This is a genomic window from Bradyrhizobium sp. Rc2d, from assembly GCF_900099855.1.
GTDB lineage: Bacteria > Pseudomonadota > Alphaproteobacteria > Rhizobiales > Xanthobacteraceae > Bradyrhizobium.
The window spans coordinates 576610-599935 of sequence record NZ_FNCU01000001.1 but is presented as its reverse complement, the minus strand read 5'-3'; the positions used below and the strand labels follow the sequence as shown (position 1 = coordinate 599935).

At 65.4% G+C, this 23326-nt stretch carries 21 protein-coding genes and 1 other RNA gene; 14 read left to right on the top strand and 8 right to left on the bottom strand.

The window, feature by feature from the left end:
• Positions 1-2 precede the first annotated feature (2 nt).
• Positions 3-866 carry an archaetidylserine decarboxylase gene (asd, locus tag BLV07_RS02750; RefSeq protein WP_091879289.1) on the top strand — a complete coding sequence of 288 codons (864 nt, stop codon included), beginning with the start codon at positions 3-5 and terminating at the stop codon, positions 864-866.
• A 63-nt stretch (positions 867-929) separates the two neighbouring features.
• Positions 930-1490: an NUDIX hydrolase gene (locus BLV07_RS02745; protein WP_091879286.1), complete on the top strand. Its 561-nt coding sequence runs from the start codon at positions 930-932 to the stop codon at positions 1488-1490.
• Between the two features lie 250 nt (positions 1491-1740).
• Here the strand turns inward: BLV07_RS02745 and BLV07_RS02735 are convergent, their stop codons facing one another.
• Complete coding sequence (locus BLV07_RS02735) at positions 1741-3132, bottom strand: FecR family protein (RefSeq protein WP_244550960.1); 1392 nt, start codon at positions 3130-3132, stop codon at positions 1741-1743.
• 225 nt (positions 3133-3357) lie between these two features.
• Positions 3358-4149, bottom strand: a complete 792-nt coding sequence (locus BLV07_RS02730; RefSeq protein WP_091879276.1) for a DUF2147 domain-containing protein — start codon at positions 4147-4149, stop codon at positions 3358-3360.
• A 183-nt stretch (positions 4150-4332) separates the two neighbouring features.
• Here BLV07_RS02730 and BLV07_RS02725 point away from each other — a divergent pair, with 183 nt between their 5' ends.
• Together BLV07_RS02725 and BLV07_RS02715 are read left to right on the top strand one after the other, a co-directional pair.
• On the top strand, positions 4333-5202 hold the full coding sequence (locus BLV07_RS02725) for a DUF2147 domain-containing protein (RefSeq protein WP_091880324.1): 870 nt from the start codon (positions 4333-4335) through the stop codon (positions 5200-5202).
• A gap of 470 nt (positions 5203-5672) precedes the next feature.
• The gene (locus tag BLV07_RS02715) at positions 5673-6884 is read left to right on the top strand and encodes an extensin-like domain-containing protein (protein WP_091879273.1); all 1212 of its coding nucleotides are present in this window, start codon (positions 5673-5675) and stop codon (positions 6882-6884) included.
• 109 nt (positions 6885-6993) lie between these two features.
• Here the strand turns inward: BLV07_RS02715 and BLV07_RS02710 are convergent, their stop codons facing one another.
• Positions 6994-7335, bottom strand: coding sequence for a DUF6665 family protein (locus BLV07_RS02710; protein WP_091879270.1), 342 nt, complete (start codon positions 7333-7335; stop codon positions 6994-6996).
• Positions 7336-7389: 54 nt separating this feature from the next.
• Entirely contained in the window at positions 7390-8022 is a 633-nt protein-coding gene (locus BLV07_RS02705) for a TetR/AcrR family transcriptional regulator (RefSeq protein WP_091879267.1), read from the bottom strand.
• Between the two features lie 197 nt (positions 8023-8219).
• Here BLV07_RS02705 and BLV07_RS02700 point away from each other — a divergent pair, with 197 nt between their 5' ends.
• The 5 genes from BLV07_RS02700 to BLV07_RS02685 all read left to right on the top strand — a co-directional run bounded on the left by BLV07_RS02700 (position 8220) and on the right by BLV07_RS02685 (position 15069).
• Positions 8220-9536, top strand: a complete 1317-nt coding sequence (locus BLV07_RS02700) for an HlyD family secretion protein (RefSeq protein ID WP_091879265.1) — start codon at positions 8220-8222, stop codon at positions 9534-9536.
• Between the two features lie 199 nt (positions 9537-9735).
• On the top strand, positions 9736-11319 hold the full coding sequence (locus BLV07_RS02695) for a DHA2 family efflux MFS transporter permease subunit (protein ID WP_091879262.1): 1584 nt from the start codon (positions 9736-9738) through the stop codon (positions 11317-11319).
• A 253-nt stretch (positions 11320-11572) separates the two neighbouring features.
• Positions 11573-11737: a hypothetical protein gene (locus BLV07_RS47325; RefSeq protein ID WP_176945302.1), complete on the top strand. Its 165-nt coding sequence runs from the start codon at positions 11573-11575 to the stop codon at positions 11735-11737.
• Between the two features lie 72 nt (positions 11738-11809).
• Positions 11810-13609 (top strand): ABC transporter ATP-binding protein, encoded by a 1800-nt coding sequence (locus tag BLV07_RS02690; protein ID WP_176945301.1) that lies wholly within the window; start codon positions 11810-11812, stop codon positions 13607-13609.
• A gap of 53 nt (positions 13610-13662) precedes the next feature.
• The gene (locus BLV07_RS02685; protein WP_091879256.1) at positions 13663-15069 is read left to right on the top strand and encodes an MATE family efflux transporter; all 1407 of its coding nucleotides are present in this window, start codon (positions 13663-13665) and stop codon (positions 15067-15069) included.
• A gap of 97 nt (positions 15070-15166) precedes the next feature.
• Here BLV07_RS02685 and BLV07_RS02680 read toward each other — a convergent pair whose 3' ends face one another.
• On the bottom strand, positions 15167-15910 hold the full coding sequence (locus BLV07_RS02680; protein ID WP_091880321.1) for a sulfite exporter TauE/SafE family protein: 744 nt from the start codon (positions 15908-15910) through the stop codon (positions 15167-15169).
• 229 nt (positions 15911-16139) lie between these two features.
• Here BLV07_RS02680 and BLV07_RS02675 point away from each other — a divergent pair, with 229 nt between their 5' ends.
• Positions 16140-16400, top strand: coding sequence for a hypothetical protein (locus BLV07_RS02675; protein ID WP_176945300.1), 261 nt, complete (start codon positions 16140-16142; stop codon positions 16398-16400).
• Between the two features lie 22 nt (positions 16401-16422).
• Here BLV07_RS02675 and BLV07_RS02670 read toward each other — a convergent pair whose 3' ends face one another.
• On the bottom strand, positions 16423-17793 hold the full coding sequence (locus tag BLV07_RS02670; protein WP_176945299.1) for an aminotransferase-like domain-containing protein: 1371 nt from the start codon (positions 17791-17793) through the stop codon (positions 16423-16425).
• A 79-nt stretch (positions 17794-17872) separates the two neighbouring features.
• Here BLV07_RS02670 and BLV07_RS02665 point away from each other — a divergent pair, with 79 nt between their 5' ends.
• The gene (locus BLV07_RS02665) at positions 17873-18301 is read left to right on the top strand and encodes a DUF983 domain-containing protein (protein WP_091879247.1); all 429 of its coding nucleotides are present in this window, start codon (positions 17873-17875) and stop codon (positions 18299-18301) included.
• 278 nt (positions 18302-18579) lie between these two features.
• On the opposite strand, the gene rnpB is transcribed toward BLV07_RS02665, so the two are convergent.
• An RNA gene (gene rnpB / locus BLV07_RS02660) (RNase P RNA component class A) lies at positions 18580-19060 on the bottom strand.
• A 150-nt stretch (positions 19061-19210) separates the two neighbouring features.
• Between rnpB and BLV07_RS02655 the strand changes: the two genes are divergently transcribed.
• Together BLV07_RS02655 and BLV07_RS02650 are read left to right on the top strand one after the other, a co-directional pair.
• On the top strand, positions 19211-19564 hold the full coding sequence (locus tag BLV07_RS02655) for a YciI family protein (RefSeq protein WP_091879244.1): 354 nt from the start codon (positions 19211-19213) through the stop codon (positions 19562-19564).
• 76 nt (positions 19565-19640) lie between these two features.
• Positions 19641-20873: an RNA polymerase sigma factor gene (locus tag BLV07_RS02650; RefSeq protein WP_091879241.1), complete on the top strand. Its 1233-nt coding sequence runs from the start codon at positions 19641-19643 to the stop codon at positions 20871-20873.
• Between the two features lie 155 nt (positions 20874-21028).
• Here the strand turns inward: BLV07_RS02650 and BLV07_RS02645 are convergent, their stop codons facing one another.
• Positions 21029-21892 (bottom strand): N-acetylmuramoyl-L-alanine amidase, encoded by an 864-nt coding sequence (locus tag BLV07_RS02645; protein WP_176945298.1) that lies wholly within the window; start codon positions 21890-21892, stop codon positions 21029-21031.
• A gap of 444 nt (positions 21893-22336) precedes the next feature.
• On the opposite strand from BLV07_RS02645, the gene rsmH reads away from it, so the two are divergent.
• Positions 22337-23326, top strand: coding sequence for a 16S rRNA (cytosine(1402)-N(4))-methyltransferase RsmH (rsmH, locus tag BLV07_RS02640; RefSeq protein ID WP_176945297.1), 990 nt, complete (start codon positions 22337-22339; stop codon positions 23324-23326).

Here is a 23326-nt window from a genome sequence, read left to right as displayed (position 1 = left end):
TCATGACAGTCAAAGCCCTCATCGCCTCTTTCACCCAGCAGGAAGACCTCAACTTCCTGTTGACCAACCGCATCCCCCGGGCCGCGCTGACCCGCTTCATGGGCTGGTTCTCCAAGATCGAGAACCCGCTGGTGCGGGACTTCTCGATCGCGCTGTGGAAGCTGTTCTCCGACCTCGACCTGTCGGAGGCGCGCAAGACCCATTTCAAGAGCCTGCATGACTGCTTCACCCGGGAGCTCAAGCCGGGCCTGCGTCCCTTTGATCCGGACGCTTCCATTGTCGCCAGCCCCTCGGACGGCATTGTCGGCGCCCATGGCCGGATCGCCGACACCGAGCTGTTTCAGGTCAAGGGCGCGCCTTACTCGCTGCTCGACCTCGTCGGCGATTCCGCTCTCGTCGACCAGCATCGCAACGGAAGCTTCGTCACGCTGCGGCTGACCTCGAGCATGTATCACCGCTTCCACGCGCCCTATGACGCGCATATCCAGCGCGTCACGCTGATTCATGGCGATGTCTGGAACGTCAATCCGATCGCGCTGAAGCGGGTCGAGCGGCTGTTCTGCAAGAACGAGCGCGCGGTCATCCGCACGCATTTGTCGACCGGCGAAGCCGTGACGCTGGTGCCGGTCGCCGCCATCCTGGTCGCGAGCATCCGCCTGCACTTCCTCGACATGGTGCTGAACGCGCAGACCCGCGGCCCGGTCAATTTCCCTTGCGACGTCAACGTGAGCAAGGGCGAGGAGCTCGGCTGGTTCGAGCACGGCTCGACCATCATCATCCTCGCGCCGGGCGATTTCACGTTCTGCGACGGCATCGCGGAGGGCACACGCATTCGTGCAGGTCAGGCGCTGCTGAACAGAAAGTAGCCTTCAATCCGCCGCGCCCGCCGCCTATATCGTCCGCGGGGATAACGATACTGGATATGAGCGATGGCGCGGGCGCCGGTGATGGCGGCGGGTGGTATCGTGCTGCGGCGTGGTTCGACGCCGCTGATTGCAGTCGTGCGCCAGCGCAAGCGCAACGAATGGGTCTTGCCCAAGGGCAAGCTCGACGACGGCGAGACGCCCAAGGAAGCCGCGCACCGCGAGGTGCTGGAGGAGACCGGCCACGATGTCGCCGTGCGCGAATTTCTGGGCACGCTCGTTTATCAATCCGGCGGGCGCTCCAAGGTCGTGCATTTCTGGCGGATGGAGGCTGACGGCGGGCCAGTCCGCAAACTGATGAACGACATCAAGGCGGTCGACTGGCTGACGCTGGACGATGCGATCGCCCGCCTCTCGCGCGAGTATGAGCGCGCGTTCCTGACACACGTTGGTCCGATCGCGCTCGCGACTGCGGGGCTGGCGGCCGCTCCCGAGCCGACGCCGCCTGTGCCCGACGGTATCGATGCGGCCCTGCAGAAGCTGACACCTGCCGAGGCCGCGTCGGTCGATGAATTGCGGCATGGTTTGTTGCAGAAGGTGAAGGCGTGGCTGCGCGGCGACGCATGAGCGCGCGCCGCATGCTGGGCAAAACGGCATCTGCAAGTTAGTGCGGTAACGCCAGCTCCTTCCAACTCGTCATTGCGAGCGCAGCGAAGCAATCCAGAATCTCTCCGCAGAAAGATTCTGGATTGCTTCGTCGCAAGGGCTCCTCGCAATGACGAGGAGGCGGCGGAGCGGGCTTCTTTCGCACGATTTCCTCAGAACCGCCGCCGCGCTGACGATGCAGCTTCGCGCACACGAAGGGGAGAAGGAAGGGTCACCGCCGCTCCTTCTCCTTCGGCGCCGGTTTGCGCGGCGCTGCGGGGCGTTGTGCGCCAGGGAGGCGCTGCTGGAAGCCGCCTTGACGTTGGATGCCGCCTGGCTGTTGGGCCGCAGGTGGCTGTGCTGGCTGACCGGGCCGCAATCCCGTGCGCGGTGCTTGCGGCTGCGTCTGCTGTACGCCACCGGGCTGGGCGCCTTGCCCGGTGCGTGGCGCTCCTGGCGGCCGAACCTCGCCTTGCTGGCCTTGACCTTGCAGCCCCTGCTGCTGCGCACCTTGTCGCTGCTGTTGCCCCTGACCCGCGCGCTGGCCACCCGGCTGTACCGCGCCGCCTTGGCCCTGCCGCTGCGGTGGCTGCGCGCCTTGCCGGTTCGGCGTACCCGGCTGCTGCTGACCCGGACGGAAATTCTGGCCGGGCTGGCCGTTCGGCCGCTGCGGCTGTTGGCCCGGCGGCGCGTTCGGCCGCAATTGCTGCTGTTGCGGGTGGAGCGGTCGCGGAATGCGGCTGAGCGCACCGGGATTGGCGCGGCGGAAGTCGCGCTGCTCGGTGACGATCTGCCGGCCCGTGGTCTGCGCCAGATGCACCTGGCTGACGAAGCCGCGGTCGCGCGCGATCTGCTGCGGCGGAATCGTGATCGGCACCGCGGCAAAGCGCATGACGCCGCCCGCGCCGCCTGTACCCGGCCGGATCGCAAAACCGCTCGCTGCTTGCGTCAGCGCGCCGAGCCGCGCGCCGCTGCTGCGGTCGTCGACGTCGATGTGCCCGACCCGGCCGTCTGCGTCGGGATAGAGCTTGATGTTGACATTGCTCGCCCTGTTCGCCGCCGCGCCTTCCGGCACATCGACGACGCCGGTGGTGCCGCGGATGCCGAGCGTCGCGGTCGGCGTCGTGATCTTCATGTCGCCGGTCTTCGCCACCGCTGCGGCAACGAAAGCGACCGTGCCCTTGCCGACGTCGAAGATCGCGGCGTTCTGCTTGCCGCCGTCCTCATAGACGTAATTGTCGATGGTGATCCTGGCGCTGGCCGAGAGGTTGAACGTGGTGGCGTCGTTGAAGGTGATGCCGAGCGAGGAGTTCGACGAGGTCTGCACGACGTCGTTGAGATAGATGTCGTCGCGCACGCGCAGCGGATACGAGTTCTTGTCGCGGATCACGGTCGCGATCCCCGTCACGGTCGCGACGTTGCCGATCGGCTCGACGGCGGTGGGCTGCGCGTCTGTGGCGGGGCTGGGAGAGGCCGACGGTGTCGGGGAGGGGGCGGGTATCGGCTGTGCTTGCGGCTGTGCCTGCGCAAACTCGATCGAGTCGGCTGCGAACGTCACGCTCGCGCCGGCCGGCAGCAAGGCCAGCAGGGCGAGCGCAAACACGAAGCGGCGCCAGGCTGCCAATGAAGTCACGAGGAGATCCCGGTGAGAACGCGAGGTGAGAGCTGCGGATTTCAGCCGGGGACAGCTGAATGACGGATGAACACGAAATCGCGAACCCCAGATGCGCATTTGCGCATCTGGGGAATCTTGAAATTGTTGTGCGAGCTTGTGGCATGAGATCCCGGGCTCGATGCTTCGCATCGCCCCCATTGCGTAATTGCGCAATCGGGGATGATGCCTCCAGCGTCAGCTCACGCGCTTCCAGGTCTGACCGCCACAGAACATGCCGCCGAAGGCGCAGCCCTGCACGCGCATCAGATTCGGGCCCTTCATCGCGATGGTCGAGTCGTAATTGCGGCCGGAATCGGGATCGTGGATGCGGCCACTCCATTTCGAGCCCTCGGGCTTCATGTTGATCAGGATACGCGCGTTGGTCTTCTCGGCGTAACCACAGAGATTGGGACCGCACTGCTCGACACGGACATTGCCCTTGTTCTCTTCGGTCGCCCACACGCCGATCGGCGAGTTCGGTGCCGCCACAGTCGCCGCCGCAACCGGCGCCGGGGCCGGCGCGGGAGCCGCAGCGACGGGAGCGGGCGCGGCAACGGGAGCAGGCGCGGTAACAGGCGCAGGCTGCGTATTGTCGACGCCGACGGACGGAGCGGCGGCAACGCTCGCGGCGGGGGCTGTGGGGGCGGCAACGGCGGGCGCAGCCGCCTGGACCGGCGCCTGCGGCACGGGCTGCTGCTGCACCGGAGTCGGCGCGGGCTGTGCAGTCGTGGTCGCCGGAGCCGGCGTGGTGTCGACGTCATCGTCGTTGGAGCCGCCAAGGCCCTTGAGGTTGATGTTGTTCAGCTTGATCGGCTTGTCCGACAGGCCCGGCGCGACGATGGTCACGCAATTGAGCGAGGCGCAGTTGCGCGGCGTCTCGATGCGGATGTGCTGGCCTTCGATCTGGAACGAGATCGAATTGCCGGCATGCGCGGCGGCGGTCGAAGCAAGGAAGAGCGCGGTGGCGGCGATGGTCAGCTTGTTCATGACGACCTCCGAAATTGCGTGGTCCCGGTATGGACTGATGTCGCTGGTGACTGAGCGTGGTTCGACCCTACGACGGTGCCGTCCTGTCTTCCGTGACAAACGTCACGCCGGCTTGCGTGAGCCGGCGCACATTTGGCCAATCTTCATCCGGGTAACGTCGCCGCGACAGAGAGGGAGGCGTCGATGCAGCGGCTTGCGACTTCGCTTGGCACATTGATCGCCTTGATGGCGATTGCGCCCGCCGCCCAGGCCGGTTCCTATTCGTTCTCCATCGGCGGCCACCGGTTTCATGTCGACGCACCGCGCAATTGCCGATCTGCTTCCTGTGTTTCGGTGTCCAGTCGCAGCCTCCGGCCGACAGAAGCCGTCAGCACAGCACCGGTCTCGCAGCCGGCGCCCGCGCCGGTGGTCCAGGCACCGCAGCCGGTTTGTCCGGCGGCGCCGGTCCGGCCGCCACAAGCGACTGCGGTCGTGCCGCCACCAGCGCCTCCCGTCCTTGCCGCGACGACGTCGCAGCCCGTTGTGTTGCCGCCGGCGCCAAGACTCAAGGGGTCGGGCCTCAATCCGCCGCGGGTTGATTTGCAGCGCGTAGACCCGCCGAAGATTGTTGCGCTCGATCCGCCGCGCGTCGCGCCGCCGGTCATCGTCCCGAGGCCCGACATCAAGCAGACCGCAACAGTCGCACAGCGCAGCGACGACGAGGGCTATATGCCGCTCGGCGAGTGGGAGAGCGCTGGCGCCAACGGCACCGTTCGCATCGAGCGCTGCGGACCGGCACTGTGCGGTTACGCGCTGAGCGAGGCCTCAAACCGAGGCGAGAGCGTTCTCGTCAACATGAAGCCGAAATCGCACGACGCCTGGACCGGCAGCATCTATAGCCGCTCCAGCGGCAACACCTATTACGCGACGATGACGCTGAAGAGCCCCGGCAAGCTGCACGTCGAAGCCTGTGCCCTCGGCCGCTTCTTCTGCTCCGGCAACGACTGGACGCGTGTTGAGGAGCGGCAGGAGAAGGTGGTCACGACGTCGCAGCAGTGGGGTACGCGGTCGTAGCTCATCGAGAGATGCGCATTGTTGTGCCCTCGCCCTTGTGGGAGAGGGCAGCTCCGCTGGTCGACGCGGGCTCACTGGGGTGAGGGGTCTGTCTCCACCAGAAGCGCGCGAGGATAGAGACCCCTCATCCGGCGCTTCGCGCCACCTTCTCCCACAAGGGGAGAAGGGAAGAGAGACACCGTCTTACGTTTGAGCCGCTAAATCATGCCGAGCACGATGGCGCCGACGAAGGCCATGGCGAGGTACGCGGTGATAATGCTCAATCTGTCGGCGAACGTCATGAGATCGGTCCCGCTGTCGCGCCGCCTTGGGCGCGAGCTTTATGGTTAACAGAAAGTCTCTTGCCGAAAAAGGCAGTCTTGCTGTCGCTCAGCCCGGCAGCATTTCCGCGCGCGCGGGCCGGTATGGTTAAAGAAGGCTGAAATCGACACGTTGAAGAGTCTTTAAGTAAATTCGCCGAACGTGCGTTCATGACGCGCGGAGTTCGTTTGTATCTCGTCGGCTCCATCGTCCTTGTTTCGCTAGCGGGTTGCGGACGCGGCTTCTTTCAGGCCGAACGCGAACCGTGGCGGGCCGAGGCGGAAGCGGCGTGCCTGAAATCGGGGGCGGTCAAGGAGAGTGCGGACATCGTCCGCATCGACCCGATCTCCGGCCCCGGCCAGTGCGGCGCCGAATTTCCGCTCAAGGTCGCCGCCATCGGCGAAGCCTCCAGCAGCTACGGCTTTGCCGACGAGGAACTGCGTCCGCCGGCGAACATCGGCAACCAGCCGCGCTGGCCGGTGACGCAGCCGCGATCGAACTATCCGCAGAGCCAGAATTATCCGGCCTCCTCCTATCCGCAGCGATCGAATTACCCCGAGAGCGCAGTGCAACAGCCTTTCGGCTATGGCAGCTCAACCGGTCCGATGTCGTTGAACGCGCCCGGCGTGGCGCCGCAGGAAGACGAGATCGACCTGCCTCCCGAGGGCACTGATGCGGCGGGTGCTGCGCGCTACATGAATGCGCCGAGCTATCCGGCGCGGCCGGCCGGTCCGGCGCCTTACTCGCAGGCGCCCGCGCAGCAGCCGTTGCCGCGTCTTGGCCCGGCACAGGGCAATCCCGTCACCGCCGTCGGTCCCGTTGCGATCAAGCCGACTGCAACGCTGGCCTGTCCGATCGTGTCCGAGCTCGACCGCTGGCTCGCCGACACCGTGCAGCCCTCGGCCATGCGCTGGTTCGGCGTCCGCGTCGCCGAGATCAAGCAGATCTCAGCCTATTCCTGCCGCGGCATGAACGGCAATTCGCGCGCCCACATCTCCGAGCACGCCTTCGGCAATGCGCTCGACATATCCGCCTTCGTGCTCGCCGACGGCCGCCGCGTCACCGTGAAGGACGGCTGGCGCGGCATGCCGGAAGAGCAGGGGTTTTTGCGCGACGTGCAGTCCGGCGCCTGCGCGCATTTCACCACGGTGCTCGCGCCGGGCTCGAACGTCTATCACTACGATCACATCCACGTCGACCTGATGCGCCGCGCCAGCCGTCGCCTGATCTGCCAGCCTGCCGCCGTCTCCGGCGAAGAGGTCGCCGCGCGTGCGCAGTCACGCAGTCCATATGCGAACGCGCGCGATCCCTCCGTGACTGGTTCGCTCGGCCGCAAGAGCACCGCGCACAAGCGCGAAGAGGACGACTACGCCGACGATTGAGGCTTGCAAAACCCTGTAGCCGGATGAAGCGCAATCCGGGACAGGTATCCCCGCATTCCGCTTCGCTCCATGCGGGCTACGATGGGCATAGTTCGACCTAATTAGCAGATCATGTCGACGTCGGCTTCGATGGTACGGGGACCAGCCCCATGCACTGCTGCACCTCGCCGGGAACGCTGTAGGTCCGCATGATGTGGCGGCTGTCGCGCAAGCCGGACGCCTCCCGTTGCACCACGAACATCCAGAGCGCCTGGCCGGCTTCCGCGACCAGCCTGCGCCTCGCCGGTTGCAGCGAGGCCGGCGTCTCCGAGAGCGCGTGGGCGGCGTCGAACTCGCGCAGACGCGTCAGCGTCTGTTCGAGCGCGCGACCCATCCGTCCAAGCGCCGAGGCCTGTTCCTGGACGATCTCATAATGGAGGATATCGACCGGCGGGCGAAGATCACGAGACATGGCCGCAATATAGGGCCGCGGCGCCGGCCTGCGCAACGCGCGGCCTGCTTGCCGTTACTTCCGGTACGCCGCCAGGAACATCCGCGTCGCGCTGTCGACCACCTCGGTCATCCGTTGTTCCGATGGCGCAGGCGCGGCCTGGAAGACGAAGGGCAGGAACAGTGAAGCCTTGCAGAGTTCCATGAATTGCGAGGCAGCAAGATCGCAATCGTCGATATCGAGGTCACCGGAGCCGACATGGGCTCTGAGATACTCGGAGAGGCGGTTGATGGTCTTGTCCAGCACCCGCCCATAGTAGCGGCGGCCGACATCGGGCATGCGCTCGGCGATCGCCATCACGGTGCGGATCGCCGATCCGCCGCCGGGGCGGCAGAGCAGATGGATGTAGGCCCGGCCGAACTCCTTCAGCGTGGTTTCGGCATCGCGCGCGGGATCGAAATTGAACACGACCTGGCCGTGCTGGAGCGCCTCCTCTTCGAGGATGGCTTCGAACAGCGCGCATTTGTCGGCGAAGTAGACGTAGAGCGTGCCCTTGGAGACCTGCGCGGCGCGCGCGATCTCGCCCATGCTGGCGCCGTCGAAACCGAGCGCCATGAACACCTTGCGAGCCCCGTCCAGGATCTGGCGGCGCTTGGAGCTGTCCTCCTCGTGGAGGACGTGCAGATGTTCGCTGGCAGCTACAACCATTGGTTTAGGGTCTCGGAAGGTTTTGGATCGGGTCTGGCACCATGAAACGCAAATATAAGGATTCGGGCCCGTAGGGTCCCGGACGGGAACATTATGTATATTGACCGAACGGTTCGGTCAATGATATTTGAGATGGGCGAGAGGAAACAGGCCGCACGACGGCCTGCCCTTGGTCGCGCTTTTTTGGGGAGGCCTTTATGGCCGTATCGAGAGACCAGGCTGCGCGCGTTCTTCGCCAGGAAGCGGTGGACGAGCAGACCGGCGGTGACGCTGCGACCGAGAAACCCGCCGTCCTGGCCGAGCAATTGCGCTCTCATGTGGCCGAGGAAACCAGGCGCCGTACCGCCGAGGTGGCCGAGAAGCCCGCGCCCGACAGGGCGGCCCCGGCTGCACCTGCCGATAGCGCCGCTGCCGGCGCGCCCAAATCCGGCAAGCGCAAATTCGTCCTGATGGGCGTTGGCTTGCTGCTGGCGCTCGCGGTCGCGAGCTATGCCGGCTACTACACGCTGGTCGGCCGCTTCTACATCTCCACCGACGACGCCTATGTCCGCGCCAACAACACCATGCTCGGCGCGCGCGTCGCCGGTCACATCTCCTCGATCCTCGCCGGCGATAACACGCCGGTTCGCGCCGGCGACGTCGTCTTCCGCATCGACGACGGCGACTACAAGATCGCGGTCGATGCCGCCGCGACCAAGATCGCGACCCAGCAGGCCACGATCGATCGCATCGGCCGCCAGGTTGCCGCGCTCGACAGCCAGGTCGCGCAGGCCAAGGCGCAGCTCGTCTCGGCTGAGGCGGGCCTCAAGCGCGCCGATCTCGATTATGAGCGTCAGCAGGCGCTGAGCAACAAGGGGTTTGCCTCGCGCGCCGTGTTCGAGAGCTCGGAAGCCGGACGCGATCAGGGCGCCGCCGCGGTCAAGGCTGCGCAGGCCGCCTATGACGTCGCGGTCAGCAATGTCGACGTCGCCAAGGCGCAGCAGGCCGAAGCGCAGGCCCAACTCGCCGAGCTCAAGACCACGCTCGCCAAGGCCGAGCGCGACCTCAGCTTCACCGCGGTGCGCGCACCGGTCGACGGCACGTTCTCCAATCGCCTGGTCAGCGCCGGCGATTTCGTCGCGGTCGGCCAGCGCCTCGGCAACGTCGTGCCGCTCGATGCCGTCTATATCGACGCCAATTTCAAGGAAACGCAGCTCAAGCGCATCCGTCCCGGCCAGCCGGTGACGATCAAGGTCGATGCCTACGGCATGCGCAAGTTCTCGGGCGTGGTCGACAGCATCGCGGCGGGCGCAGGTTCGGTGTTCACGCTGCTGCCGCCTGACAATGCCACCGGCAATTTCACCAAGATCGTGCAGCGCGTGCCGGTGCGCATCCGCGTGCCGAAGTCGGTGGCGAAGCAGAACCTGCTCCGCGCCGGCATGTCGGTCTACGCCACCGTCGACACCAACAAAGGCGCGGCCGACGCCGACAGCGAGGTCGATCTCGACGATCCCACCGCGATCCACCCGCAGTAGGATTGATCACTCATGACTCGCGACACTCTAGCTCCGAGTACAGCTGCGCTCCCTCTCCCGCTTGCGGGAGAGGGTATCTCTGCTAGCGAGACTCCCCAAGAGGATAGAGTCCTCACCCGCCGCGCTCTGCGAGCGCGTCGACCTCTCCCGCAAGCGGGAGAGGTGAAGAGAGCTCGCAGCTTGCATCTGAGCTGACACCATGGCCAACGCCACCACCGCTTCACCTGCCATGATGGCGGATCCCGCATCGGAGCGCATCGCGCCGAAGCGGCTGTTTGCCTTCATCATCATGGTGTTCGGGATGTTCATGTCGATCCTGGACATCCAGATCGTCTCGGCCTCCCTGAGCGAGATTCAGGCCGGCCTGTCGGCGAGCTCCAGCGAAGTCTCCTGGGTCCAGACTGCGTATCTGATCGCCGAAGTGATCGCGATCCCGCTGTCGGGATTTCTATCGCGCGCTTTCGGTACGCGGCTGTTGTTCGCGATCTCGGCCGCCGGCTTCACCTTCTCGAGCCTGCTCTGCGGCTTCGCCTCCACGATCGAGGAGATGATCCTCTGGCGCGCGCTGCAAGGCTTCCTCGGCGCCGGCATGATCCCGACGGTGTTCGCCTCGGCCTATACCGTCTTCCCGCGCACGAAATTCCACATCGTCGGTCCCATCATCGGTCTCGTCGCTACGCTGGCCCCGACCATTGGGCCGACCGTCGGCGGCTACATCACCGACCTGATGTCGTGGAACTGGCTGTTCTTCATCAACGTCGTGCCCGGCATCAGCATCACCTTGGGCGTGCTGGCGCTGGTCGATTTCGACGAGCCGCATTTCGAGCTGCTCGACCGCTTCGACTGGTGGGGCCTGCTGTTCATGGCCGGCTTTCTCGGCACGCTGGAATATGTGCTGGAGGAAGGTCCGCAATATGAATGGCTGCAGGACACCTCGGTGGCGATCTGCGCCTGGATCTGCGCGATCTCGGCGATCGCCTTCTTCTGGCGCGTCTTCACGGCGGCCGAGCCGATCGTCAATTTGCGCACCTTCTCCAACCGCAACTTCGCGATCGGCTGCCTGCTCCAGTTCTGCATCGGTATCGGCCTCTATGGCCTGACCTATATCTATCCGCGCTATCTCGCCGAAGTGCGCGGCTACAGCGCGCTGATGATCGGCGAGACCATGTTCGTCTCCGGCATCACCATGTTCCTGGTCGCGCCGCTGGTCGGCCGTCTCATGGTGAAGTTCGACATGCGCTACATGATCGCGTTCGGCCTCGTCGTGTTCGCGATCGGCTCCTACCAGATGACCTGGATCACCCGCGACTACGATTTCTACGAGTTGCTGGTGCCGCAGATCCTGCGCGGCATCGGCATGATGTTCGCGATGGTGCCGACCAACAACATCGCGCTCGGCACGCTGGCGCCTGATCGGGTGAAGAACGCGAGCGGCCTGTTCAACCTGATGCGCAATCTCGGCGGCGCGGTCGGGCTCGCCATCATCAACACCGTGCTCAACGATCGCACCGATCTGCACATCACGCGCCTGCAGGAGCGCGTGACCTGGGGCAACGCGACTGCGACCGAAACCCTGACCATGTTCATGCAGAAATTCCAGGGGCTCGGCGATTCCACGCTGATGGCGATGAAGCAGCTGTCGCAGCTCGTGCACCGCCAGGCCGTGGTGATGAGCTTCGGCGACGCCTTCTTCATGCTGACGCTGTTCTATCTCGGCCTCAGCCTATTGGTCGCGCTGCTGAACAAGCCGGCCGCGATGACCGGCGGCGGCGACGCGCATTGACGCGGCACTCTCGATGTCATCGCCCGCGAAGGCGGGCGATCCAGTACGCCGCGGCTTATCGATTGAAATACTACCGCCTCTGGAATACTGGATGCCCCGCCTCCGCGGGGCATGACCGCGGAGGTTGAGTGGCGTTTACGCGCAAAGGCGCACCAAATTGCAACACTCATGCGTGATCTCGCGCGAGCCCCGTTGCAAATCGCAAACGACACATCTATAAAGCGCACCTCATTCAATCGAACCGGGGAGAGATTTGCATGATTTCGTCGCATTCGCAGATCGCACGCCCGCGCTCGATGTTCTGGCTCGGTATGTGCTCGGCCTCCTAGAGGCCCTTTCCGCCAGCTTCGATTGGGCCAAGGTTTCGGCCAAGCGCCCCGATCGCTCCGCTTCCCAAGTCAAAGTCAGTTTTGAGTGACGCCGTTTCGGCCCTCGCGGCCGGCCTGCGTCCATCGATGGAGCCGGCCTGCGCGAGCGGCCGGATGATGTCATGACCGCTCTGTCCAAAAAGCCCGCCGCGATCCGTTTGGTGCTGCCCTTCGTGTTCCGGCACTGGCTGCAGCAGCCCGGGCGCGGCCTCATCGTGGCCGGCGGCCTCTTGGGTGCGACCATCGCCGACCTGTTCATGCCGGTGTTCTCAGGGCATCTGGTCGATGCGCTGACGCGCGGCCCATCGGATCCGGATGCGCGCCACGCGGCGCTGGTGGCATTCGGCGCCATCGTGGCGCTGGGCGCGGCCTCGATGGTGCTGAGGCTCGTCGGCCTCCAGGCGATCGTGCCGTTCACGCTGAAGATCATGTCCGACGTCGCGCAGGATGCGTTCACGCGCGTGCAGCGCTTCTCGACCGATTGGCACGCGAACTCCTTTGCAGGCTCCACGGTGCGCAAGATCACGCGCGGCATGTGGGCGCTCGACCTGCTCAACGACACCATTCTGCTGGCGCTGGCGCCCTCGCTGCTGGTGCTGATCGGCTCGATGGTCCTGATCGGCTTGCATTGGGCCTCGCTCGGCCTGGTGATCGCGCTCGGGGCGATCTTCTACGTCACGATCACGGTGGTGTTCTCGACCCGCTACATCGCGCCGGCGGCGCGCGTCTCCAATGCCTGGGACACCAAGGTCGGAGGCACGCTGGCGGACGCGCTGACCTGCAACGCCGTGGTGAAGTCGTTCGGCGCAGAGCTGCGCGAGGATGCGCGGCTCGCGCGCGTCGTTGGCCGCTGGCGCGTGCGCGTGCGGCGGACCTGGCTGCGCTACAATTACACAGCCATGTCGCAGCTCTCCTTGCTGCTGTGCCTGCGCGCGTCCGTAATCGGCGGATCGGTGCTGCTGTGGATGTCAGGTCACGCCTCGCCCGGCGACGTCACCTATGTGCTGACGAGCTACTACGTCATCCACGCTTACTTGCGCGACGTCGGCATGCATATCAACAACCTCCAGCGCTCGGTCAACGACATGGACGAGCTGGTGGCGATCCACGACGAGCCGGTCGGCATTGCGGATGCTTCCGATGCGCGGCCGATCGCGATCGAGGGCGGCGAGATCGTGTTCGACGACGTCACGTTCCATTATGGCGGCCATCGCGCGCCGCTGTATGACGGGCTGTCGCTGACGATCCGCGCCGGCGAACGGGTCGGACTCGTCGGCCGCTCCGGCTCCGGCAAGACGACCTTCGTCAAGCTGGTGCAGCGGCTTTACGACGTCTCCGGCGGCCGCGTGCTGATCGACGGGCAGGACATCGCGCTCGCGACGCAGCAATCGCTGCGCAGCCAGATCGCGATCGTGCAGCAGGAGCCGATCCTGTTCCACCGCTCGCTCGCCGAGAACATCGCCTATGGCCGTCCGGGTGCCAGCCTGCAGGCGATCGAGCATGCGGCGCGGCTTGCGAACGCGCACGACTTCATTCTGCGCCTGCCCAAGGGCTACGGCACGCTGGTCGGCGAACGCGGCGTAAAGCTGTCGGGTGGCGAGCGGCAGCGCGTGGCGCTAGCGCGCGCCTTCCTGGCGGATGCGCCGGTGCTGATCCTGGACGAGGCGACCTCGAGCCTTGATTCGGAATCTGAGGCGCTGATCCAACAGGCGATGGAGCGGCTGATGAAGGGCCGCACCTCGATCGTGATCGCGCACCGCCTGTCGACGGTGCGCAGCCTCGATCGCATCCTGGTGTTCGACCGCGGCGAGATCGTCGAGCAGGGCACGCATGCTCTGCTCGCGGCCAAGCCCGGCGGCATCTATCGCGGCCTGTTCGAGCGCCAGGTGGTGGAGCTCGGACATATCGCAGCAGCGGAATGAGGCGCGCGGCAGGGGCGAACGTCCCGATGTTACGGCGCCAAGGATGGACTGACATGAAAGACCTGACGAACGGCTCCATCGTGAGACACATCCTGGCCATGGCCCCTCCGATCATGGTCGGCATGGTCACGATCATGGTCTGCCAGCTGGTCGACCTGTACTTCGTGTCGGGACTGGGCGATGCAGCGGTCGCGGGCGTCGCCGCGGCCGGCAACGCCGGATTTCTCGTCAACGCGCTGATGCAGGTGCTCGGCGTCGGCACCGTTGCGCTGATCGCACATGCGGTGGGACGCAAGGATCGACAGGATGCCAATTTGATCTTCAACCAGGCGATCGCACTGTCTGTGCTGTTCGGCCTGCTGACTCTGGCCATGGGCGCAGCACTGTCGCGCCTCTACATGCGTTCGATTGCCGCGGACGAGGCGACGATCGAGGCTGGGACCATCTATCTGTTGTGGTTCATGCCGGCGCTCGCGCTGCAATTCGCCACACAGGTGATGGCGTCTGCGCTGCGCGCGACCGGCATCGTGCGTCCCGCCATGCTGGTGCAGGCGCTCGCGGTCGTCATCAATATTGCGCTGGCGCCGGTGCTGATCGCGGGCTGTGGCACGGGCTACGCACTCGGCGTTGCCGGCGCGGGGCTGGCAAGCTCGATCGCGGTGGCGATCGGCGTTCTGATGCTGCTGGCGTACTTCCGCAAGGTCGAGCGCTACGTCGCGTTCGACGCGGCGCAGTGGCGCCCGCAGCCGCGCCATTTGAAGCGCATCCTCAATGTCGGGCTGCCCGCCGGCGGCGAATTCGCGATGATGTTCATCCTCATGGCGGTGGTCTACTACGTGTTGCGCGATTTCGGTGCGGCGGCGCAGGCGGGATTCGGCATCGGACAGCGGGTGCTCGGCCTGATCCAGATGCCGGCGCTTGCGGTCGCGCTGGCGGCCGGGCCGATCGCCGGCCAGAACGTCGGCGCTGCAAACGGCGCGCGCGTGCGCGAAACCTTCGTCAAGGCGGCGCTGATCACCACCGTCGTGATGATCGGCTTCATGATTCTTGCGCAGCTGAAGCCGGAATTGCTGCTCGCCGGATTCTCGAACGACCGGGAGACGATGGAGATCGCCTTCCTGTTCCTGCGGATCATCTCGCTCAACATGGTGGCGCAGGGCCTGATCTTCACCTGCTCGAGCATGTTCCAGGGCCTTGGTAACACCAAGCCGGCGCTCTTGAGCTCGGCGACGCGCGTGTTCACTTATTCGCTGCCGGCGATCTGGCTGTCGACGCGGCCGGGCTTCCGCATGGAGCACGTGTGGTACTTGTCGATCGCTGCGACGACGCTCCAGGCTGCGCTGAGCTTGTGGTTGTTGCGCCGCGAATTCATGAAGCGACTGGTATCGCCCCGTCCGGAGCAACCCATGGAGCAGGCGGGGGCCGAGCCAGTCGCGCCTCCCGCACGCGTGCCCGCCTAAAGCGCGATGAGATTGGGATGAATCGTCATCGCGCTTTAGCTTGTTGTTTGAGCATGATCTTTTCGGAAAACCGCTCCGCACTTTTGCGGATCATGCTTTAGTGCGTGCCAACACTATTCCAGACGAGACCGAGGCCCGACAGGAACAGGAGGCCGAGCACGACATCGCCAAAATGCTTGTCGCTCAGGGCGTGATAGACCCGCGCGCCGGCCCATGCGCCGATCAGTGTGCCCGGAAACGCGACCAGCGCGAGCCAGACCACTTTGAGTTCGACGAGGCCCGAGGCGGTCTGCAACGCCAGCGCGGTCGCGAGCACCGTGAAATTGAAGAGCTGGAAGATGCCGCGCCGCTCGTGCTTGTTCCAGCCGCGGATGTTGGCCCACAGGATCGGCAGCGGGCCCGACAGTCCGGCGAGGCCGCCAAGAATGCCGCCGGCAAAGCCGATCGAGCCGTCGGCAATGCGGCCGCCGAACTTGATCGCGAGCGGCCTCTTGTTCAGATACAGCGCGCTCGAGAAGATCAGGAGCAGCACGCCGACGCTCAGCTTGAACACTTTTGGATCGGCGGAGGCGACCATTATCGTTCCCAGCGGCACGCCGATCAGTCCGCCGATCAGGAACGGCCAGACCAGCGAGAGGTCAAAACTCTTCCACATCGACGGTAGCGTTGAGGTTTGCGCGATCACCGAGCAGATCAGCACCAGCGGCACCGCGAGCGATGGCGGCAGCACATAGAGCCAGATGCCGAGCGCCATCAGTGCCGTGCCGAAGCCGGCCAGTCCCGAGACGAAGCCGCCGGCCAGCGCGCCGAACAGCAGCAGCGCGTAAGTGGACGTTTCCACCAATCATTTCCTGTCGTTAGCGGCGATGCCGAACGCGATCCCGCTTTTGATCATCATCTGGCGCATAGCACAGATGCGGCCGCGAAGGTCAATTTCAAAGCCGCACGCAAGCGTGATCCCCAGGGGCGGGCGTTCGCGGAAGACGTGCCTACATGACGCTCGTACTTTAATCTTGGGGCCTGCCGGGCGTCACGCCGCACCGTCCCTGATGAGATGATGGAGCATGATCATGACCCGCATGAACATTGCCGTTGCGGCCGCGCTGTTATCGGCCGCCGCCCTGACGCCGACATTGGCGCAGGCGCAGTTTTCCGAGCCTGCAGCCTATCAGGCCGCGCATCCCGACCGCGATGTGCTCAATGGCGGCCAGCTCACGCCCGCGGGCCACGCAGCCCGCGGCGAGGCGGTGGCCCCGAGCGAGGCCTATGCGGCTTATCCTGCAGCCGTTGCGCCGGTGGTTCGCCCACGCCACCGTCGTCATCATCAATAAGTCGTCCTCATCAATAAAGAGTCTAGACGATCTGCCTGGTGTCGGCGGGCTCGTGCAGCACGCCGACCAGGATGCGCAGCGCTTCCGTCAATTCCGATCTGTTGCGTGCCGCCCCCAGCGAGACGCGTGCCGCATGCGGTGGTGTCCCGTCGACCGTGAAGGCTTCGCCGGCGACCACCGCGAGTCCATGCCGCAAGAGATGCCCCGCGACATCGGACCGGCCCTCCGGCAGCGGCAGCCAGAGATGATGAGCGGCGGGCTTGGCCAGGAACTGAAACCCCTTCAGCGCCCGCTGCGCGAGCTGTTGGCGGCCGACTGCCTCGTTGCGGATGGCGGTGATGATGCGATCGGCAATGCCGGTCTCGATCCAATGCGTGACCAGCGCGACCATCAGCGGCGCCGGCATCTGCACGGTGGCCTGCAAATGGCTGCGCATCGTCTGCTGCGCGTCGTTGTCGGGTGCCAGCAAATAGGCGACGCGCAGCGCCGGCGCGATGCATTTTGACAGCGTGGTCGCGAGATAAGTCCGCTCCGGAATGAGGTTCGCGATCGGCGATGCCGAGCGATCGAGCAGCCCGTAGGCGTCGTCCTCGATCAGCGTCGTACCGGCATCGCTGATGATCTTTGCGATGGCGTGACGCCGCTCGGCGGACAATGTCGCCGTGGTCGGATTGTGCAGCGTCGGAGTGAGATAGACGGCCTTCGGGCTGTGCGCGCGGCAGGCCTTCGCCAGCGCGTCGGGCAGGATGCCGCCGTCGTCCATGGCGACACCGATGAGCTTGACGCCGAGCCGTGCGGCGGCGGCCTTGATGCCGGGAAAGGTGAGCGTTTCCGTCAGCACGATTTCGCCGGGCCGCGCGAGATGAGCGAGCAGGTTGAACAGGATCGTTTGCGCGCCCGGAAAGATCACCAACCTGTCGGCATGTGCATGCGGAACGCGTGCGCGCATCCAGCGCGCTGCGATCTCGCGCTCATGCGCGCTGCCGCCGGGCGGTTGATAGTTGAGATGCGCCGTCAGGCCCGATTGCGCGCGGATCGACTCCATTCCGGCGATGATGCGCTCGTCGAGCTGCGCCTCCAGCGGATGCGGCGGCACATTCATCGAGAGATCAATCGCGACGGGATGCGGCATGTCGACCGCACGGCGCGCGCTGGTCTCCGATACGAACGAGCCTTGTCCGACCCGGGCCTCCATGATGCCGCGGCGCCGCGCCTCGGTGTAGGCGCGTGTCACCGTCGTGAGATCGATGCCGAGCGCTTTTGCGAGTGCGCGCTGCGTCGGCAATTGCTGGCCGCGCACCAGCCTCCCTGCGGCGATGTCGGCCTCCATGGCCTCGACGATGCGCTGGTAGCGCGGGCCGGAGAGCTCCGAGATTGTAGGGGTCCAATCCATGCAATATAGGCCCATATCCTTTGAATGTATGGATGCAAGATATTATTGTATGGATCGTTGAAAAGGAAGAGGTGTGGTCATGGCGACGGTCTCTCTGGCAAAGGCGATGTGGCGCGGTTTCAGCGGCAAATGTCCGAATTGCGGGGAAGGGCACATGTTCGGCCGTTTCCTGAAAGTGGCTCACGCTTGCGACCACTGCTGCGAGGAGTTGTTCCACCAGCGCGCAGACGACTTTCCTGCCTATCTCGTGATGGTCGTCGTCGGCCATCTCGTGGTGCCGGCGATCCTCGCGGTCGAGACGGCCTACGCGCCGGCACTCTGGCTGCAACTCGCGCTGTGGCTGCCGGTGACCCTGTTCGCCTCGCTCGCATTACTGCAGCCGACCAAGGGCGCCATCGTCGGGCTGCAATGGCAGCTTGGCATGCACGGTTTCGAGGCGAGCAAGCTGCGGCGCGAGGCCGGCGAGCTTGCACCCGTCATCGTAAAGGCGAATACGCGCGCGGCCTAACGTGGCCGCAGCGTCTACATTGCGCGGCCGGCCGCTACATCGTCATTCCGGGGCGTGCGCAGCACGAACCCGGAATCCATTCCTCCACCAACTGTGCCGTCCGATGGATTCCGGGCTCTCGCTTCGCGCCCCCCGGAATGACACCATTTAAATGGCTGCGCGCTTGCCCCTAAAATGGTGAGGGGCCCGGCGCATTCACGCCGAACCCCTCGTTGCTTCCTTAGCAAGACGTTTTCTTCACGCGAACCGGAAACCCACTTCGCTCGAAAACGCTTTAGAATATCAGCCGGCCTGTAAGCCGGGTTCTGTAGGGCACCGCCCGCTTGCGCGAACGGTACGTGACGGCCATTCCTCTGGGGTCATGTTTGCACATGGCCTCGGGCAACCTACCCGGACGGCGGGCCTGACATCGCCCCGCGGCGTTATCGCTTGCGCGAACAGCCCGCTACGCCGTCCCTATTCGGTTTTGCTCCCGGTGGGGTTTACCATGCCGGCTCCGTTGCCGCAGCCGCGGTGCGCTCTTACCGCACCTTTTCACCCTTACCCGCCTATGCAGCTTGCGCTGCTTCGGCGTGGCGAGCCTCGCGGGCTTGTCACGCCATAGCCCCGAAGGGGCGAAGGCGGGCGGTTCGTTTTCTGTGGCACTTTCCCTGGGGTTACCCCCGCCGGACGTTATCCGGCACCGCATGTCAAGGGAGCCCGGACTTTCCTCCCCGGCGGCCTTTCGGCCCCTGCCGGAGCGGCCGTCCGGCCGACTGACGGTTTACGCATGGAGCATTGGTGACGGTTCCGTCAAGCCGATATCGCCGCGCACGCCTCGCCCGAAATAATTTATCCTGAAGATGTCGTTTGGAGCGTGCCCCGTTCGACTGGATGTCGGCAACACAGCCGAACAATAGGAGTGAAGCGATGCAGTATCTGCTGATGATCTACCAGAACGAGGCCGAGTACGCGAAGATTGACACGGGAACCACTCAGAAGATGTCGGCGGAATATGAGGCCTTCACGCAATCCATCATCCGGAACGGCAATTTCAAGGCCGGCGATCGGCTCCGGCCGACCACGACCGCGACGACGGTGCGCGTGCGCGACGGCAAGACGCTGACGACCGACGGTCCGTTCGCGGAAACGCGCGAGCAGCTCGGCGGCTACTATCTGATCGAGGCCAAGGATCTCGACGCCGCGATCGAGATTGCGGCGCGGATTCCCAGCGCGCGCATTGGGTCGATCGAGGTGCGGCCGATCTGGGTGTATGAGAAGTGACAACTCTCACCTTCGTCATTCCGGGCTCGCGGCCTTGCCGCGCCCGGGAATGACGGGAGGAGAGTGATCGTGTGACATGACCCCTTCCGAGATCGAAGCCATCTTCCGTGACGAGGCGGGGCGGGCGCTGGCCACGCTGATCCGCCTCGTCGGTGATTTCGATCTCGCCGAGGATTCGCTTCAGGACGCCTTCGCCGTCGCGCTGGAACGCTGGCCGGCCTGCGAGGTCCCCGACAATCCGCGCGCCTGGCTGGTCAATGTCGCCCGCAACAAGGCGATCGACCGCATTCGCCGCCGGGCCATCTTTCGCGGCAAGCAGCAAGCGCTGGTGCACGAGCTCGAGCTGAACGCGCAAGCGCCTGACGAGCCGCCGGCCATGCTCGACGACGACATGCTGAGGTTGATCTTCACCTGCTGCCATCCCGCGTTCGCAGCCGAAGTCCAGATCGCGCTGACGCTGCGCACCGTGTGCGGGCTCTCCACCGCGCAGGTGGCGCGCGCCTTTCTCGTCAGCGAGGAGGCGATGGCCCAGCGCCTCGTTCGCGCCAAGCAGAAGATCCGCCTCGCCGGTATTCCTTACGAAGTGCCGGAGCGCGACGCGCTGGCGCTGCGGCTCGACGGCGTGCTCGCCGTGATCTATCTCGTCTTCACCGAAGGCTACGTGGCGACCTCGGGTACGGGCCTGATGCGGCCCGATTTCGCCGTCGAGGCGATCCGGCTCGGCCGCCTGCTCGACCGGTTGATGCCCGATCGCGCCGGCATCAAGGGCCTGCTGGCGTTGATGCTGCTGCACGATGCGCGCCGCGGCGGGCGCGAGACACCGGCCGGCGATATCGTGCTGCTAGAGGAACAGGATCGCTCGCTGTGGGATCGCGCGCAGATCGAGGAGGGCCTGCTTCTGGTGGAGGACGCGCTGCGCCTACCCAGCCGCCCGCAACCCTATGCCGTGCAAGCCGCGATCGCGGCGCTGCATGCACGCGCGAACAGCTTTGAGGAGACCGATTGGCCGCAGATTGCGGGGCTCTACGAGGTGCTGCTACGCATCAGTCCCTCGCCGGTGATCGAGCTGAATCATGCCGCGGCGGTGTCGATGGTTGATGGACCTTCACGTGCGCTCGCTCTTGTCGACGCGATCACCGCGCGCGGCGGGCTTGATGGCTACGAGCTGTTGCCCGCGGTGCGCGCGGATCTGTTGCGGCGGCTCGGCCGCAAGGACGAGGCGCGCGAGGCGTATCGGGCGGCGACGGAGGCGACACAGCTGGAGCCATTGCGGCGGCTGTATGCGCGACGGGTGAGGGAGATGGGATAGTCGCCACGAGCTCCGTCATTGTGAGCCAACGGGTCCGCGCGAAGCGCGGCCCGATAACAGGCTCCGCGAAGCAATCCAGAGCCTTTCTGCCGGAACAGTCTGGATTGCTTCGTCGCAAGAGCTCCTCGCAATGACGAAGCATGTGCCCGTCGTCGTCACTTCGACGCGACAGCCGTCCCCTCTTGCGGCAAGCTCGCCAGCAACGCCTGCAATGTCGACAGCGTCGAATGATCGGCGACACCATCCAGACGGGCCGGGCGGAAGTGTCGCTGGAAGGCGGTGATGACTTCCATGGTCGCGGCATCGTATTTGCCGGTCAGCGGCACGCCGTAGCCGTATCTGGCGAGCGCCTGCTGCATGCTCAGCACGGCGTCGCTGATGGTGCCGAGCATCAGGGTCTCGCCGCGCACGACCGGGGCGGGCGTCACCCAGTGGCCAACGCCGGAATTGGCCAGCGAATGCCACGGAAATTTTTCGCCGGGATCCTTCTTGCGCGCGGGTGCGACGTCGGAATGGCCGAGCACCCGGTGCGGCGGCACCTTGCGGCGGAGCATGATGCCGCGGCACAGCGCGATCACGGCGGCGATCTGGCGCAGCGGATACTCCGGATAGCCCCAGTCATGGCCGCGATTGATGATCTCGATGCCGATCGAGCAGGAGTTGATGTCGTCCTCGCCGGCCCAGGACGAGACGCCGGCGTGCCAGGCGCGCCTGGCCTCGGGCACGCATTGCACGATGCGGCCGTCCTCCAGCACGACGTAATGCGCCGACACGTCGGTCCCCGCCGTGCACAGCCGCGCCAGCGCGCCCTCGACATCGGGCATGCCGGTGTAGTGCAGCACGATCATGTCCGGCTGGCGTCCCTTGGCGCGCTCGCCATGGTTCGGCGAAGGGATGATATCGGAGACGATCGAGGAATCCGGATCGAACGTCCGCATGCCCGCCGCGGCCTTGGGAACCGGGAGCACGCGTTGACGCTTCGAATCAGATCCAGACGGCGTGGACGAACCGGACGGCATGGACAGCTCGAGTTGGACGGAGAGTGTGGGCCAAGCCCTTCTCTTTACTATTCCTTTACCCTCGGCCACGCGCAATCGCGCGGCGCGGTTAACGGATGCATTTTGGCGTATGTGTGTGGATGAAGCATCACCACGGCGTCACCTTTTCGACTTGTCGCGAGCCGATCAACGCTTTCTTAACGCTAAGGGCCGTTACTGAGAGATGAAGTGCCGACCCGCGTCCGGAGGCGGCCAAAGCGTATTTTGGCTCGAAATCCCATGGCTGCCCGACAAAATTCGCTGGGAACACTGGGTTTGCCGCCCGGGACGACCGGACTCGGTAATCATGTAGGACGAGGGCCTTGTCGTGGAACCGCCGCGACGCAGAATCATTCGAGGCGTCATGGGCTGTTTCGTTCCCGATCTGGCATCGACGTCAGGCTGGGCGTTCGGCAGGCGTGGCGCATGAGCTCGGCTCCGCACATTCCGGTTCTCGGCCGCGAGGCCATCGACCATCTCGCCCCGCGCGAAGGTGGCATCTATGTTGATGCCACTTTCGGCGCCGGCGGCTACAGCCGCGCCATTCTCGATGTGCCGGGAACCCGGCTCATTGCGATCGACCGCGATCGTACTGCGATCGCTGGCGGTGCCGAGCTCGTCGAACGCTCCGCCGGCCGGCTCACGCTGGTCGAAGACCGCTTCTCCAACCTCGCCGAGGTCTGCGTGGCGCAGGGCGTCGACACCGTCGATGGCGTCGTGATGGATGTCGGCGTGTCCTCGATGCAGCTCGACCAGGCAGCACGCGGCTTCTCCTTCCGTCTCGACGGTCCGCTCGACATGCGGATGGGGCAGGCGGGCCCGACCGCGGCGGACGTCGTCGCGCGCGCCTCCGAAGGCGATCTCGCCGACATCATCTATCTCTTCGGCGAGGAGCGGCATTCGCGGCGCATCGCCCGTGCCATCGTTGCAGATCGTCAGGAGACGCCGTTCACGACCACGCGCGCGCTCGCCGATCTCGTCGGCAGGGTCGTGCGCTCGAAGCCCGGGGACATTCACCCGGCGACGCGGACGTTCCAGGCGCTGCGCATCTTCGTCAACGAAGAGCTCGAGGAACTCCAGACGGCGCTCGCTGCGGCCGAACGCGTGCTCAAGCCCGGCGGCCGCCTCGTCGTGGTCTCGTTCCATTCGCTGGAAGACCGCATCGTCAAGAATTTTCTCGCCTCACGTTCCAAGAGCGGCGGCGGCTCGCGGCATCTGCCGGAAGTCGCGCAGGCCGCGCCGAGCTTCCAGCTGCTGACGCGGCGGCCGGTCGTCGCCGGTGAAGACGAAGTGGCGCATAACCCGCGTGCGCGCTCCGCAAAGCTGCGCGCCGCCGAGCGCACCTCGGCGCCCGCGCATGACGATGGGGAGCCATCGTCATGGCCAAGACTCTCCGACGTCATGAGGGGCGGCTAG